Genomic DNA, 13,415 nt, shown 5'->3' with positions numbered 1-13,415 from the left:
CATCGTAGGCGGTCATCGCTGGGAGGTGACCGGCGCGAGGTATCGCTTCAGTGCCGATTCGGCGGATTCGGGTTCGAACCCGGTGCCGCGGAGCCTCGCGAGGTCGAACTCACTGTGTGCGGGGCGCGCGGCGATCGGCTTCCCGGCCGCGGCGCGTTCGGCGGCGTACGCCTCGGCGGTCGTCGCGCGCACGCGGGCGGGGTCGTGCCCGGCGGCGGCGAACACGTCGCGCGCGACGTCGTACCAGCTGACGACGGGCCCGCCGTTCGAGAGGTGGTAGGCACCGTGCGGCGCCCGACTCTCGAGCAGGTGACGGATGCCGCGGGCGAGCTCGTCGGCGAACGTGAGCCGCCCGGTCTGGTCGGCGACGACGGCGGGGTCGACGCCCTCCTCGGCGAGGCGCCGCATGGTGCGCACGAAGTTGGGGCCGTCGCCGACGACCCAGCTGGTGCGCACGAGGTAGTGGCGCGGCACGCGCTGCACGGCGAGCTCCCCCGCCGCCTTCGAGGCGCCGTAGACGCCGAGCGGTGCGATCGGCTCGTCTTCGCGGTGCGGATGCCGCGACCCGTCGAAGACGTAGTCGGTGGAGACGTGCACGAGTGTCATCCGTCGTCTGGTGGCGACATCGGCGAGCGCCGCTACGGCGGTGGCGTTGACGGCCCACGCGTCGGCGCGTCCGTCGGCCTCGGCGAGGTCGACGGCGGTGTAGGCGGCGGCGTTGACGATGGTGCCGACGCCCGACCAGTCGTGCGCGCGGATGGCGTCGACGTCGCGCAGGTCGAGCTCGTCGCGCCCGAGGAAACGGACCTCGCCAGCACCGCCGCCGGCGCCGGACGCTGCGGCATCCGCCCCGAACGTCGCACGGAGCGCCCGGCCGAGCTGCCCGTTGCCGCCGAGCACGACGGTCGCGAGCGGCGGCACGGGCGCGGCATCCGCGAGCCGGGGGTTGCTGCGGTCCTTGTCGGAGACGACGGCGCGGTCGAGCGGCACGGGCCAGTCGACGCCGAGCGCGGGGTCGGCGAGGTCGACGGCGGAGTATGCGGCATCCGCCGACCAGTGGTCGTTCACGAGGTAGGTGTACGCGGTGCCGGGTTCGAGGGTCTGGAAGGCGTTCGCGACGCCGCGGGGCAGGAACACGGCCACGCCGGGGGTGAGCTCGTGCGTGACCACGCGTCCGAAGCCCGGTCCGGGACGGAGATCGACCCACGCGCCGAACACGCGGCCGTGGGCGACGCCGAGGTACTTGTCCCACGGTTCGGCGTGGAACCCGCGCGTGGTGCCCGCGGCGGCGTTGTACGAGACGTTCTGCTGCACGGGGCGGAAGTCGGGCAGGCCGAGCGCGAGCATCTTCTCGCGCTGCCAGTGCTCCTTGAACCAGCCGCGCGCGTCGCCGTGCACGGGCAGGTCGATGACCAGCAGGTCCGGGATCGCGGTCTCGTGCACGGCGAGCGACGTCGACTCGGCGGTCACCGGCCGATCTCCGCGTAGCGCGCCTCGGTGGCGTCCTTCTGCGGCGCCCACCACGCTTCGTTGGCGCGGTACCACTCGATGGTGCGCGCGAGCCCGTCGCGGAAGTCGGTGTAGCGGGGCGTCCACCCGGTCTCGGCGTGCAGCTTCGTGGCGTCGATGGCGTAGCGCAGGTCGTGGCCGGGACGGTCGCTCACGAGGTCGTACGCGTCGCGCGGCTGACCGAGCAGCTCGAGGATGGTCTCGACGACGTCGAGGTTGTCCCGTTCGCCGTTCGCGCCGATGAGGTAGGTCTCGCCGATGCGGCCGTGGTCGAGGATGGCGAGGACGGCGCTGTTGTGGTCGTCGACGTGGATCCAGTCGCGCACGTTTCGGCCGGTGCCGTAGAGCTTGGGGCGCTGCCCGCGCAGGACGTTGGTGATCTGCCGCGGGATGAACTTCTCGACGTGCTGGTAGGGCCCGTAGTTGTTCGAGCAGCCGCTGATGGTGGCGCGGAGGCCGAAGCTGCGCACCCACGCCGCGACGAGCAGGTCGGATGCCGCCTTCGTCGACGAGTACGGGCTCGACGGCCGGTACGCGGTGAGCTCGGTGAACTTCGCGGGGTCGTCGAGCTCGAGGTCGCCGTACACCTCGTCGGTCGAGATGTGGTGGAAGCGGAGGTCGCGCTGCCGCGCCGCCTCGATGAGGGTGAACGTGCCGACGACGTTCGTGTCGAGGAACGCGCGGGGGCCCTCGAGCGAGTTGTCGTTGTGCGACTCGGCCGCGAAGTGCACGATCGCGTCGGTCGCGGGGGCGAGTTCGGCGACGAGCTCGCCGACCACGGCGGCGTCGGCGATGTCGCCGCGCACGAACCGGAACCGGTCGGCGGGCAGGCCCTCGAGTGAGGCGAGGTTGCCGGCGTAGGTGAGCTTGTCGAGCACGATCACGTCGTGGTCGGTGTGCTCGAGCGCGTGGCGCACGAAGTTGGCCCCGATGAAGCCGGCGCCGCCGGTGACGAGCAGGGTGCTCATGCGTCCCTCCCCTGTTCGATGAGGCCGAGCAGGTACTCGCCGTACCCGGACTTGCGGAGTGCCTCGCCGCGTTCGCGGAGCTGGGCGTCGTCGAGCCAGCCCTGCCGCCAGGCGACCTCCTCGGGCGCGCCGACCTTGAGGTTCTGGCGGCGTTCGATCGTTCGGACGAACTCCGTGGCATCCGACAGCGAGTCGAACGTGCCGGTGTCGAGCCAGGCGGTGCCGCGCGGCAGCACCTCGACCTGGAGCCGGCCCTGCGCGAGGTAGGCGGCGTTGACGTCGCTGATCTCGTACTCGCCCCGCGCCGAGGGCTCGAGCGAACGCGCGATGTCGACCACGTCGTTGTCGTAGAAGTAGATGCCCGGCACCGCATAGGGGCTCTTGGGCTCGGCCGGCTTCTCCTCGATGGAGACCGCGCGGCCGTCGGCGTCGAACTCGATGACGCCGTACGCGGTCGGATCGGCGACGCGGTAGGCGAACACGGCGGCGCCGTCGAGGCCGCGGAACCGTGCGAGCTGCGCGCCCGTGCCCGGCCCGTAGAAGATGTTGTCGCCGAGCACGAGGCACACGTCGTCAGCGCCGATGAAGTCGGCGCCGATGACGAACGCCTGCGCGAGGCCGTCGGGCGACTCCTGCTCGGCGTACCGGAGCGAGATGCCGAACCGCGACCCGTCACCGAGGAGACGACGGAACTGCGGCGCGTCGTGCGGGGTCGTGATGACGAGGATGTCTCGGATGCCCGCGAGCATGAGCGTGCTCAGCGGGTAGTAGATCATCGGCTTGTCGTAGACGGGCAGCAGCTGCTTGGACACGCCGAGCGTGATCGGGTGCAGGCGCGTGCCGGATCCCCCGGCCAGAATGATGCCCTTCATCGATTCGATTCTGCCCGCGTCGCCGCTCGGCGGCATCAGTACGCGCCATGCGCGCGGACGACCGCCCGCGCGGTGCGGTACAGGATCACGATGTCACCGGTGAGCGACCAGTTCTCGACGTAGTAGAGGTCGAGGCGGACGCTGTCGTCCCAGGAGAGATCGGAGCGGCCCTGGGTCTGCCAGAGTCCGGTGATGCCGGGGCGCACGAGCAGGCGGCGGCGTGCCCAGTCGTCGTAGCGCTCGACTTCCGAGGCCAGGGGCGGCCGCGGCCCGACGAGCGACATCTCGCCGCGGAGCACGTTGACGAGCTGCGGAAGCTCGTCGAGGCTGTACCGGCGCAGGAACGCTCCGACGCGCGTCACGCGCGGGTCGGTGCGCATCTTGAAGAGCACGCCGTTCCCGTCGGTGCGGTCGAGCAGGGTGGGCAACTGGGATTCCGCGTCGACGACCATGGAGCGGAACTTCAGCATGTGGAACCGTTCGCCGTTCAGGCCGACCCGCTCCTGCGAGAAGATCGCGGGCCCGGGGCTGTCGCGCCGGATGGCGAGGGTGATGAACAGGAAGAGCGGGCTCAGCACCACGAGCAGCGCGGCGCCGATGACGAGGTCGAAGGCGCGCTTGGCGGCGTACTTCTGGCCCGTGAAGACGGGGTAGTCGACCTGGATGAGCGGGAGTCCGGCGACGGGGCGGGCGTGGATGCGGGGGCCCGCGACATCCGTCAACGCCGGTGCGACGACGAGGTTGGTCGACGTGCGCTCGAGCTTCCAACCGAGTTCGCGCATGCCGCGCGGGTCGATGGTGTCGGCGCCGGTGAAGACGACGGTGTCGGCGCGGGCGTCGCGCAGCACGTGGTCGAGGCTGGTGTAGTCGCCGAGCACGGGGATGCCGGGGGCGAGTTCGTGGGTGGAGCCGCCGTGCTCGGTGATGGCGCCGACGATCTCGAAGCCGGTGACCCCGTCGCGCGCGATCTGCTCGGCGACGTGCGCCGACTTCTGCCGCTCGCCCATGAGGACGACACGGTGCACGTACTGCCCGGCGAGGCGTTGGCGCAGCAACCACTTGCGCCACATCCAGCGCCCGGCGACCAGCAGCAGGAGGCCGACGGGGAAGGCGACGAGCACGTAGGCGCGCCCGATCTCGGAACGCAGCAGGAAGGCGAGGATGGCCAGCACCGCGAACACGCGGATGCTGGCGTCGGCGATGCGCCGGTACTCGGTCGGGCCGGCGCCGACGATGGTGCGGTCGCGCGTGCCGAACAACGCCAGGGAGAAGAACCAGCCCGCCGCGAGCAGCGCGGAGACGATGAAGTAGCTCAGCAGGAAGTCGGCGCGCTCGCCGTCGCCGGGGATGCGCAGCGAAGTGCCGCTGGTGCCGAACCGGATGAACTGCGACCCGTACACCGCGAAGACGATGACCACGAGGTCGGTGACGCGAAGTCGCTGCACGTAGGCGCGCTGCCACTCGGCAACGGCCTCGGCAGGCGTGACCTTCTCGGTCTGCCGAGTGAGCGTCATCAAGCACCTCCGGCGCCGGCTCCGGGTCTCGGGTTCAGGAGCGGGCGCTACCCGGCGTGGGTCGCACCGGGCATGGACAGGCTACCCCGAGCGGATGCCGCCGTGAAGCGTCGACCGGAAGTGCCCCCCGAACTGGGGAATCTCGATCCGCCTGTCACTGCGGAGTGGGGCGGGCCCGGCGGTCGGGCTACGGTTGGACGATGTCCTTCCGCGCCCTCTCGCGCCTGCTCCTGGCGGTCTACGCGGCAGGCCTCGGCGTGGTCGGCTTCTACCCCAGCCCGATCGATCGCGAGGCGAGCCCGGCGGTCTGGTGGTGGATCAGGTCGGTGCGGCGCGTCGGGTTCGAGTGGTACTCGTACGAGATCCTCGAGTTCTCGGCGAACGTGCTGCTGTTCGTGCCGTTCGGCCTGCTCGCGGTGTTCGCGCTGGGCCGACGTTTCTGGTGGCTCGCCCTCGCCCTCGGGGTCGCTGCATCGGTGGTCATCGAGACGGGCCAGGAACTGTTCCTGCCGGAGCGCATGCCGTCGACGTCGGACGTGGTCGCGAACGCGTTGGGCACGACCCTCGGTGTCATCGTGGGATGGCTCCTGCTCACCCTGCGCGAGCGGCGGGTACCTGCCCCCGCCTGACGGACGACCCGGAGCGCGGAGCGGGTCAGGGGGGCACCCGAGCCCCTGGCACTCCCGGCTCCCCCGCAGGCGACGGCGTCGAGCCGCCTCAGTGCCGCCCGTTCAGCACTCCCCCGCTCTCCTGCAGGTAGCACACCCCGCAGAGCGACTCGTACGTCACCTCGACGCCGTCGATCGCGACCTGGTCGCCGTCGAAGATGTACTCGCCGCCGATGCGCCGGCCGTTGAAGATCGCCTTGCGCCCGCAGCGGCAGATCGTCTTCAGCTCCTCGAGGCTGTGCGCGACCTCGAGCAGGCGACGGCTGCCGCCGAACGCGACCGTCTGGAAGTCGGTGCGGATGCCGTACGCCAGCACGGGGATGTCGTCGAGCAGCGCGATGCGCAGCAGGTCGTCGACCTGGTCGTTCGTGAGGAACTGCGCCTCGTCGACCAGCAGGCAGCTCACGTCGCGCCCGTGCGCCTCGATCACCGGCGTCCGGTACCGCTGGAACAGCTCGAGGACCTGGTCGTCGGGCCCGATCGTGAAGTCGACCTCGCGCACCACCCCCAGCCGCGACACGATGTCACGGTCGCCCTTCGTGTCGACCGCAGGCTTCGCGAGCAGCACCCGGTGCCCGCGCTCCTCGTAGTTGAACGCCGCCTGCAGCAGCGCCGTCGACTTGCCGGAGTTCATCGCGCCGTAACGGAAGTACAGCTTGGCCATCTACTCGAGCATCCCGTCCTCCGCCGCGCGGCGGATGAGTTCAGCGCGACGGCCCGCCGGGCGGCCGACCTTCGCGTACTTGTCGCGCGCGCGGCGCAGGTAGGTCTTCGCGGTCTCGTACCCCACGTCCATGCGGCGGGCGACCTCGGCGGTCGACAGGCCCTGCACGTACAGGGTCACCGCCCGCTGCTCCGCGGCGCTCAGGGCGGCGTCGGCGACCTGCGCCTCGGCCCGTGCGGTGGTGACGGATGCCGCGCGGCCGGCCCGACCGCGCGAGCCCGGTTGCACCGGCATCCGCTCGCCCGCCGCCACGCGCCGCACCACGTCGATGATCTCGCGCACCGGCAGCGTCTTCGGCAGGAACGCGGCCGCACCCGCCGAGAGCGACCGCGCGCGGGAGAGTTCGTCGTCGAGCGCCGTGACCACGACCACCTCGGTTCCGGCGGCGCGGCACGCACGGATGCGCGACTCGATCGAGACCTGCTCGACGAGCTGCAGGTCCATGAGCACGATGTCGACCGGGAACCCGGGGTCGCGGATGAGGTCGAGCCAGCGCGTCGCGCGCAGCACCACGCGCACGTCGGGGGCGTTCTCGGCGATCCAGAACGCGATGCCGTCGACGATCACGGCATGGTCGTCGAGGATGCCGACGCGCACCACGTCGTCCTCCGCCTCGCGACCGTCGGAGTCGACCGTGCCCGCCGGGTCAGTTGTCATGACGGAACTCCACCCGGACATTCTCCCCTGTTCCGGTCACCTCGCCGCGCAGACCGACCGCACGCGCGACGACCACGAACCGCTCGGCGTCGCGCCGCGCGAACGGGGTGCCGCCCTGCTTCGCCGTGACCGTGATCCGTTGCACACGCGAGTCCCGCTCCGAGCACGCCACCGACACCCACGCCGCCCTCCGCTCGTCGGTCAGCCAGGTCAACAACGCCGTGAGCGCCGCGCGCTGCTCGTCGTCGAGCTGCGACGCCGCCGCATCCTCGTCGCGCACCGTCACCGGGACACCGCGGCGCTCGGCGAGGGTCGACGCGAGCTCGTGCAGCCACGTCGACTCGATGCCCTCGCGCAACGCGCGCCGCAGCGCATCGGCGAGCTCGCGCGCCCGATCCGCATCGGCGACCGAGATGCGGTCGACCGTCATCACGTGCGCCAGGAACGGCAGCACCTCGCGGCTCAGCACCGACACGCGCCCCTGCTGCACCGAGCGCGCGATGCCCGTGCGGAGCTCGGACTCCCGTTCGAGCGCCGCCACGTTCGTGCGCCGCTGCAACGCCAGCGTCTCGTTCACCACGCTCGCCGAGTAGGCCGCCGCCGCGGCGGCGGGCGCGAGGACCGCGACGACGTACACGGCCGCGAACGAGAACTCCGGGGCATCCGTGATCGCGGCGCCGGCCGAACCGAGCGCGATGATCGCCACCACGGATGCCGCGAACGCGCCGGCCCCGAGCAGCACCGTCCATGGGCAGAACGGCGCGAGCGCGAGCAGCAGCAGCCCGACCGAGAGCGGACCGAAGTTGTCGTACAGGTACCGGTCGGCGCCGACCGTGCTGACGTACTCCGCGACCGTGCCGCCGAGCGCGAGCAGCACCACGACGCCCAGGCGCTCGATCGTGAACGGGCCGCGGCTGGGAAGCGCCGACACCCACGCGACCGCGCCGGCCGCCGCGATCAGCACGACCGCGAGGATCGCCGCCCAGGCCGACACGATCTCGTCGCGGTGCCACCAGGTCAGGCCGACCGACATGACCGTCGCACCGATGGCGCCCGCGGCGACGAGGGGCACGGCCGCGATGCCGCCCAGCGGGTCGACCTCCTGCTGCGTCAGCCTGATCGTGCCGCTCACGAGTCGCCGCCTCCCGTCGGCATCGACAGCAGCACCGTCGTGCCCACTCCGGGCCGCGACCACACCTGCACCGAACCGCCCTCGTGCTCGATCCGGCCGCGGATGGACGTGCGCAGGCCGATCCGGTCGGAGGGGACGGCGTCGACGTCGAAGCCCGCCCCGCCGTCGATCACCGCCACGGTGACCTCGCCGTCGCCCGGGCCGACGGCGACCTCGGCCTCGTCGACGCCGGCGTGCCGCACGACGTTGACGAGGCACTGCGCCACCGCGGCCTCGAGCGCCTCACGGCGGAAGGGCCCGAGGAAGCGCAACGCGTCGGCATCGCCCGACACGCGGACCCGCACGCCCGCCTGCTGCGCGAAGTCGACGGCGTCGGCGAACGGCGCAGTGGCCGTTGCGTCTGCGTCGCCGGCGGCCTCGCCCGCCCGTTCTGGTCCGCGGGACGCCGCGCTCTCGTCGACGTGGTCGATCGCCCAGTCGCGCCCGACGATGAGCGCCAGGTCGTTGCGGATGCCGGCACGCAGCCGCTCCGACACCGGACCGGAGCCGGCCGCGGCGACCGCGACGAGGTGGCTGAGCGCCGTGTCGTGGAGGCGGGCGATGGCGCGCAGTTCGTAGTCGTGCCGGATGACGAGTTCGCGCGTCTGCCGGCTCGCACGGTACAGCCCGACCGAGCGACGCCGGGCACCGCGTCGCGCGAGGCCGTCGAAGGTGCGCACCACGGCGACGATGACCAGTGCGGCGGCGGCGCCGATGTTGGGCACCCAGATCGACGCGGCATCCGCCGAGTCGCCGGCCTCGCCTGCGAGCACGACCGCCACGGCGAGCAACGTCGCCGCCTCGCCCATGCCCCAGCCGAGCGCCGCCCAGGTGATCGCGATGCGCGACCCCACGCCGGCGCCGCCGAGCAGCACCAGCGCGACGCGCGGCAGCGCGATCAGGGCGTTGTTGGTGTCATCGAAGTCGCTCGCGGGCATCAGGATGACGGTGATCCCCAACGCGACCGCGGCGCCGACGACGAGCGTGATCACAGTCATGGTCACGGTGGTCCAGCGGATGAGGATCGCCTGCGCCGCGAACTGGGCGGCGATCAGCGCGAACACGAGCAGCGCCGACATCCGCGGTTCGGGCAGCCCCCACGCCCGCCCGTCGATGACGGATGCCGCGGCGATCGCCATGCCGGCGAGGAGGCAGACGAACGCGGCGGCGTACCCGGCGCGGTCGAGGGCCCGGCTCAGGGATTCCCGCGCGAGGTGCTCGGGGAGTCCCAGGGTCATCGCGCTCCGATCCGCCGGCGGCCCGATGCCGCTGAGGGGATTATCCCAGTCGTCAGAACAGCATGGTGGGTGCTGCGGCCGCGAGATCGAGATCGCTCGCATCGGATGCCGCCGTGCGGGCGGTTCCGCGGGCGCGTGGGCGTGCGGCGGCGGCCTGCGGCGCCCCCCGCCCTGCGCCGCGCGCCGCCGGCCGCGACATCGATGCGGAGGACGCCACCCCGCCGGTGACGGAGTCCTCGCGCCCGCGCTCGAGCCGGTGCGACCGCAGCAGCGGGCGGATGCGCTCGGCGAGCCACGCGCGGTACTCCTTCGGCGCGTACGCGGCGGCACCCGGGTACATGGCGCGGTACCGCGGCACGAGCTCGGGGTGCTCGCGTGCGAGCCACTCGAAGAACCACGGCTTGACCGACCCCCGGAGGTGCAGCGCCGAGTACACGACGCTCGATGCGCCCGCCTCCTTCGCCCGGCGTATCGCGTCGTCGAGGTGGGCGCGCGTGTCGGTCAGGTACGGGAGGATCGGCATGAGGAACACCGAGCAGTCGAACCCGGCGTCGCGCACGGCGGTGACCGTCGCGAGCCGCGCCGCGGTCGTGGGCGTGCCCGGCTCGATCGAGCGCTGCAGCTCGTCGTCGTACACCGCGATCGACATGGCGAGGTCGACCGGAACGTGCGCGCGCGCCGCCTGCAGGAGCGGCAGGTCGCGACGCAGCAGCGTGCCCTTGGTCAGGATGCTGAACGGCGTGCCGCTCGACGTGAGCGCGTCGATGATGCCGGGCATGAGCGCGTACCGCCCCTCGGCGCGTTGGTACGGGTCGGTGTTCGTGCCGAGCGCGACGGGCTCGTGCTGCCACGACGGGCGTGCGAGTTCGCGCTGCAGCACCTCCCCGACGTTGACCTTCACGATGAGCTCGCGGTCGAAGTCCTCGCCCGAGTCGAGGTCGAGGTACTCGTGCGTGGGCCGCGCGAAGCAATAGCGGCATGCATGCGAGCAGCCCCGATAGGGGTTGATGGTCCAGCCGAACGGCACGTACGACTGGCCGGGCACCTTGTTCAGCGCGGACTTCGCGAGCACTTCGTGGAACGTGAGGCCGGCGAACTCGGGCGCCTGCACCGACCGCACGAGGTTGTTCAGCCGCGCGAGCCCCGGCAGTGTGCCCTGCTGTTCGACGCCGAGTTCCTGCCCGTTCCACCTCATCGCCCTATTCGAACACATGTTCGAATCAGCGGCAAGCGGGCCCGCGACGCGCCGCTCCCTCGTCCCCGCCCTCCGCCCCCTCCCGATTACAGGGAAACGCGCGATCTACAGGACGCCCAGCGCGTTCGGCTCCTGCGAACCGCACGATCTCCTGTATGCCGCGCTCTCGAGCAGGTATCGATCGAGCGATCCCGGCTCACCGGTGACGTCCGCACCGCGCGCGCGGAGGACGTGAGGACCCGCTCGCGTGGCAGATGGCACGTCCGCGGCATCCATGCCGGTAGCCCGGGTCTCGCCCGACCCGTGGAATGACTGTTTCCGGATGGCTCGTGTCGACATCGCCTCACGTGAGGCCGATGACGTCGTTGACGCGCTGGTGCCTCACCGGTCGACGGTCGCCGCACGCGCCTCATGTGAGGCCCGTCTTTCCCGTGAATCGCAAACGCCGGAAAGAGATCCGAGGGAAAGCGCGACCCATGTGCGGCTCACCTGACGGGAGGAGCACGTGGCGGGGGCTACTGATGGGAGGCGCCTCATGTGAGGCGCACCTGACGGGGGGCTACTGACGGGGGGCTCCTGATGAGAGGTGCCTCATGTGAGGCGCACCTGACGGGGGGCTACTGACGGGGGGCTCCTGATGGGACGTGCCTCATGTGAGGCGCGCTTCACACGAGCCATCTGGAAAGTGTCATAGGGGCAGCAGGTCGGGAATCGTGCCGGCAGCATGCAGCCCGCCGCCCCGCGCCGCGAAGCGGCCCGCAAGGCGAAGGCCGTGCAAGGTCAGGAAGGAGGACGCGCCGGCCGGCGCGTCCTCCTCCCGACAGGCGTCCTACTCGGCCGAGCCGGCGACCGCGCCCGCCAGGGCGGGACGGCTGCCGGCCGCGGCGAGCGCCAGCTCCTCCCCCTCCCACCGCCGCCGCAGCCAGCGATCGTGGCTCGCCACGATCACCGCGCCCGGGTACGCGCCGAGCGCGTCCTCGAGTTCGCCGGCGAGCGCCAGCGAGAGGTGGTTCGTCGGCTCGTCGAGCAGGAACACGTGCGGCGGCGCCGCGATCACGAGCGCCAGCGCGAGGCGCCGCTGCTGGCCGACCGACAGCACCCCGACCGGGCGGTCGAGATCGCGCACGCCGATGAGCCCCAGCTCGGCCAGCGGCACCCGTTCGGCCCGCCGCTCCCCGAGCACGCGCTCGTAGATCGCGCGCGGCGTGGCATCCGGATCGCCGAACCGCACGTCCTGCTCGAGCAGGCCGACTCGCAGCCCGCGCCGCCGGTGCACCTCGCCGCGATCAGGCGCGAGACGACCGGCGAGGACGGCGAGCAGCGTCGACTTGCCCGCGCCGTTCGCCCCGGTGATCAGCAGCCGCGTCGCGGGCGCGATGCGCAACGCGTCGAGCTCGAGCCGCCCGTCGACCGCGACCTCCGACAACTGCAGCAGCCGGCCGGACTCCTCATCGAGCAGGTGCGAACCCGACGGGATCCCCGCGAACGCCAGCCGGCCGGGCGGCCGCGCCACCTGGGTGCGCTCCAGCTCCTCGAGCCGCAGCTCCGCGTTGCGCACCCGCCGCGAGACGGCCTGCTCGACGTTCTCGCGCTTGAAGTGCTTCAAGAACTTGTCGTTGTCGCGCGGCGCCCTGCCGTGGGCGACCGCCCGCGCCGACTCGGCGACGACGACCCGCAGCCGCTTCAACTCGGCCTGCTCGTCGTCGTGCTGGCGCACCCAGCGCGCGCGTTCGTCCGCGCGCACCGTCAGGTACTCCGTGAACGAGCCGCCGAAGACCGTGCCGACGGATGCCGCGCGCGCGAGCGCGTCAACGCCCGCCCGCGCCGGGTCGAGGTCGAGCAGCCCGGTCGCGACACGGTCGAGGAACTCCCGATCGTGGCTCGCGAACGCGACCGGCCCGCGCCACGCCCGCAATCGCTCCTCGAGGAACGCCGCCGCGTCGTCGTCGAGGTGATTCGTCGGTTCGTCGAGCAGCAGCGCATCGGGCGACGACAGCAGCAGCGCGGCCAGGGCGAACCGGCTGCGCTGGCCGCCCGACAGTTCATCGATGCGGCGGTCGCGGCCCAGCCCGGAGAGGCCGAGGCCGTCGAGCAGCTCGTCGCGACGGCGGTCGACCGACCACACGTCGGCGCGTTCGGCCGCGTCGAGCGCGACGGCGTACCGCTCGGCAGGGTCGGCGGCGTCAGCGGATGCCACGGCCGCGGCATCCGTCGTCGACACCCGCCGATCACCGGCCAGGGCGAGCGCCGCCGCGTCGAGCTCGCGCTCGATCGCGCGCACCTCGGCGACCGCCGACTCGAGCACCTCGTCGACCCGGTCGTCGGGCGCGAACGGCGGCTCCTGGAACAGCAGGCCCGTGCGAGCCGGACGCGACACCCGGCCGTCGACGACGGCGCTCGGCGGGGCGGCCCCGGCGATCACGCGCAGGAGCGTCGACTTGCCCGCGCCGTTCTCGCCGATGAGGCCGAGGCGCCGGCCGGGAGCGACCGTCAGGTCGAGATCCGAGAGCACGCGCCGATCGCCGAATGCGACCGACACCCCGTCGACGCGCAGGTGGGAGGAGAAGGAATGGCTGACTGACATGAGGGCGGAACCCTTCGCGAGAATGCTCCCGAGCCGCCGCCGCGCGACCGCGCGCTTCAGCGGGCGCGGACGACGCGTCGGACACGGCCCGACGTCACGCGCGAACGGCGACGACGGCCCGGGAGCGGATGATGGATCCCGCCGGGCATCTGCCGTCGCCTGGGTGCGCCGCGAACACTGTCGCGATCAGTGGAAGGAGCACACCCCGGTGTCAACGGCGCCTCGGGCGCGGGACGATGGGATGTGCTCACTTCATAGCGGGGTCGACTGTAGCAGACACGTCCACTGTTGGTCGAGTAGCGATCTGTTGGTCGA

The 13,415-nt window shown here is 72.2% G+C and carries 11 protein-coding genes; 1 reads left to right on the top strand and 10 read right to left on the bottom strand.

What is annotated here, in order from left to right; all coding sequences use genetic code 11:
- Positions 1 to 12: 12 nt before the first annotated feature.
- From ACULK4_RS05425 to ACULK4_RS05410, 4 genes are read right to left on the bottom strand one after another with little or no spacing between them, the layout of a single operon-like run.
- Positions 13 to 1,470: a sugar nucleotide-binding protein gene (locus ACULK4_RS05425; protein ID WP_445965674.1), complete on the bottom strand. Its 1,458-nt coding sequence runs from the start codon at positions 1,468 to 1,470 to the stop codon at positions 13 to 15.
- Positions 1,467 to 2,477, bottom strand: coding sequence for a dTDP-glucose 4,6-dehydratase (gene rfbB, locus ACULK4_RS05420; RefSeq protein ID WP_445965675.1), 1,011 nt, complete (start codon positions 2,475 to 2,477; stop codon positions 1,467 to 1,469). The genes ACULK4_RS05425 and rfbB overlap by 4 nt, the downstream gene beginning before the upstream one ends.
- Positions 2,474 to 3,349: a glucose-1-phosphate thymidylyltransferase RfbA gene (rfbA, locus tag ACULK4_RS05415; protein ID WP_445965676.1), complete on the bottom strand. Its 876-nt coding sequence runs from the start codon at positions 3,347 to 3,349 to the stop codon at positions 2,474 to 2,476. The genes rfbB and rfbA overlap by 4 nt, the downstream gene beginning before the upstream one ends.
- Positions 3,350 to 3,384: 35 nt before the next feature.
- Positions 3,385 to 4,863, bottom strand: a complete 1,479-nt coding sequence (locus ACULK4_RS05410; protein ID WP_445965677.1) for a sugar transferase — start codon at positions 4,861 to 4,863, stop codon at positions 3,385 to 3,387.
- Positions 4,864 to 5,063: 200 nt separating this feature from the next.
- Between ACULK4_RS05410 and ACULK4_RS05405 the strand changes: the two genes are divergently transcribed.
- The gene (locus ACULK4_RS05405) at positions 5,064 to 5,492 is read left to right on the top strand and encodes a VanZ family protein (RefSeq protein ID WP_445965678.1); all 429 of its coding nucleotides are present in this window, start codon (positions 5,064 to 5,066) and stop codon (positions 5,490 to 5,492) included.
- Positions 5,493 to 5,580: 88 nt separating this feature from the next.
- On the opposite strand, the gene ACULK4_RS05400 is transcribed toward ACULK4_RS05405, so the two are convergent.
- The 6 genes from ACULK4_RS05400 to ACULK4_RS05375 all read right to left on the bottom strand — a co-directional run bounded on the left by ACULK4_RS05400 (position 5,581) and on the right by ACULK4_RS05375 (position 13,100).
- Positions 5,581 to 6,195: a thymidine kinase gene (locus tag ACULK4_RS05400; RefSeq protein ID WP_445965679.1), complete on the bottom strand. Its 615-nt coding sequence runs from the start codon at positions 6,193 to 6,195 to the stop codon at positions 5,581 to 5,583.
- Positions 6,196 to 6,912 (bottom strand): response regulator transcription factor, encoded by a 717-nt coding sequence (locus ACULK4_RS05395; RefSeq protein WP_445965680.1) that lies wholly within the window; start codon positions 6,910 to 6,912, stop codon positions 6,196 to 6,198.
- Positions 6,902 to 8,044 carry a hypothetical protein gene (locus ACULK4_RS05390; protein WP_445965681.1) on the bottom strand — a complete coding sequence of 381 codons (1,143 nt, stop codon included), beginning with the start codon at positions 8,042 to 8,044 and terminating at the stop codon, positions 6,902 to 6,904. The genes ACULK4_RS05395 and ACULK4_RS05390 overlap by 11 nt, the downstream gene beginning before the upstream one ends.
- On the bottom strand, positions 8,041 to 9,321 hold the full coding sequence (locus ACULK4_RS05385; RefSeq protein ID WP_445965682.1) for a sensor histidine kinase: 1,281 nt from the start codon (positions 9,319 to 9,321) through the stop codon (positions 8,041 to 8,043). The genes ACULK4_RS05390 and ACULK4_RS05385 overlap by 4 nt, the downstream gene beginning before the upstream one ends.
- A 52-nt stretch (positions 9,322 to 9,373) precedes the next feature.
- The gene (locus ACULK4_RS05380; protein ID WP_445965683.1) at positions 9,374 to 10,516 is read right to left on the bottom strand and encodes an Rv2578c family radical SAM protein; all 1,143 of its coding nucleotides are present in this window, start codon (positions 10,514 to 10,516) and stop codon (positions 9,374 to 9,376) included.
- Between the two features lie 829 nt (positions 10,517 to 11,345).
- Positions 11,346 to 13,100 carry an ABC-F family ATP-binding cassette domain-containing protein gene (locus tag ACULK4_RS05375; protein ID WP_445965684.1) on the bottom strand — a complete coding sequence of 585 codons (1,755 nt, stop codon included), beginning with the start codon at positions 13,098 to 13,100 and terminating at the stop codon, positions 11,346 to 11,348.
- Between the last annotated feature and the right edge of the window lie 315 nt (positions 13,101 to 13,415).

This window comes from Agromyces selenitireducens (assembly GCF_052748465.2).
This window is presented reverse-complemented; position numbering and strand designations above follow the sequence as displayed.

Excerpts from the sequence above, each read along its gene's own strand:
- ACULK4_RS05385 (WP_445965682.1), bottom strand. The coding sequence starts at position 9,321 with ATGACCCTGGGACTCCCCGAGCACCTCGCGCGGGAATCCCTGAGCCGG.
- rfbA (WP_445965676.1), bottom strand. The coding sequence starts at position 3,349 with ATGAAGGGCATCATTCTGGCCGGGGGATCCGGCACGCGCCTGCACCCG.
- ACULK4_RS05375 (WP_445965684.1), bottom strand. The coding sequence starts at position 13,100 with ATGTCAGTCAGCCATTCCTTCTCCTCCCACCTGCGCGTCGACGGGGTG.
- rfbB (WP_445965675.1), bottom strand. The coding sequence starts at position 2,477 with ATGAGCACCCTGCTCGTCACCGGCGGCGCCGGCTTCATCGGGGCCAAC.
- ACULK4_RS05400 (WP_445965679.1), bottom strand. The coding sequence starts at position 6,195 with ATGGCCAAGCTGTACTTCCGTTACGGCGCGATGAACTCCGGCAAGTCG.
- ACULK4_RS05410 (WP_445965677.1), bottom strand. The coding sequence starts at position 4,863 with ATGACGCTCACTCGGCAGACCGAGAAGGTCACGCCTGCCGAGGCCGTT.
- ACULK4_RS05395 (WP_445965680.1), bottom strand. The coding sequence starts at position 6,912 with ATGACAACTGACCCGGCGGGCACGGTCGACTCCGACGGTCGCGAGGCG.
- ACULK4_RS05405 (WP_445965678.1), top strand. The coding sequence starts at position 5,064 with ATGTCCTTCCGCGCCCTCTCGCGCCTGCTCCTGGCGGTCTACGCGGCA.
- ACULK4_RS05380 (WP_445965683.1), bottom strand. The coding sequence starts at position 10,516 with ATGAGGTGGAACGGGCAGGAACTCGGCGTCGAACAGCAGGGCACACTG.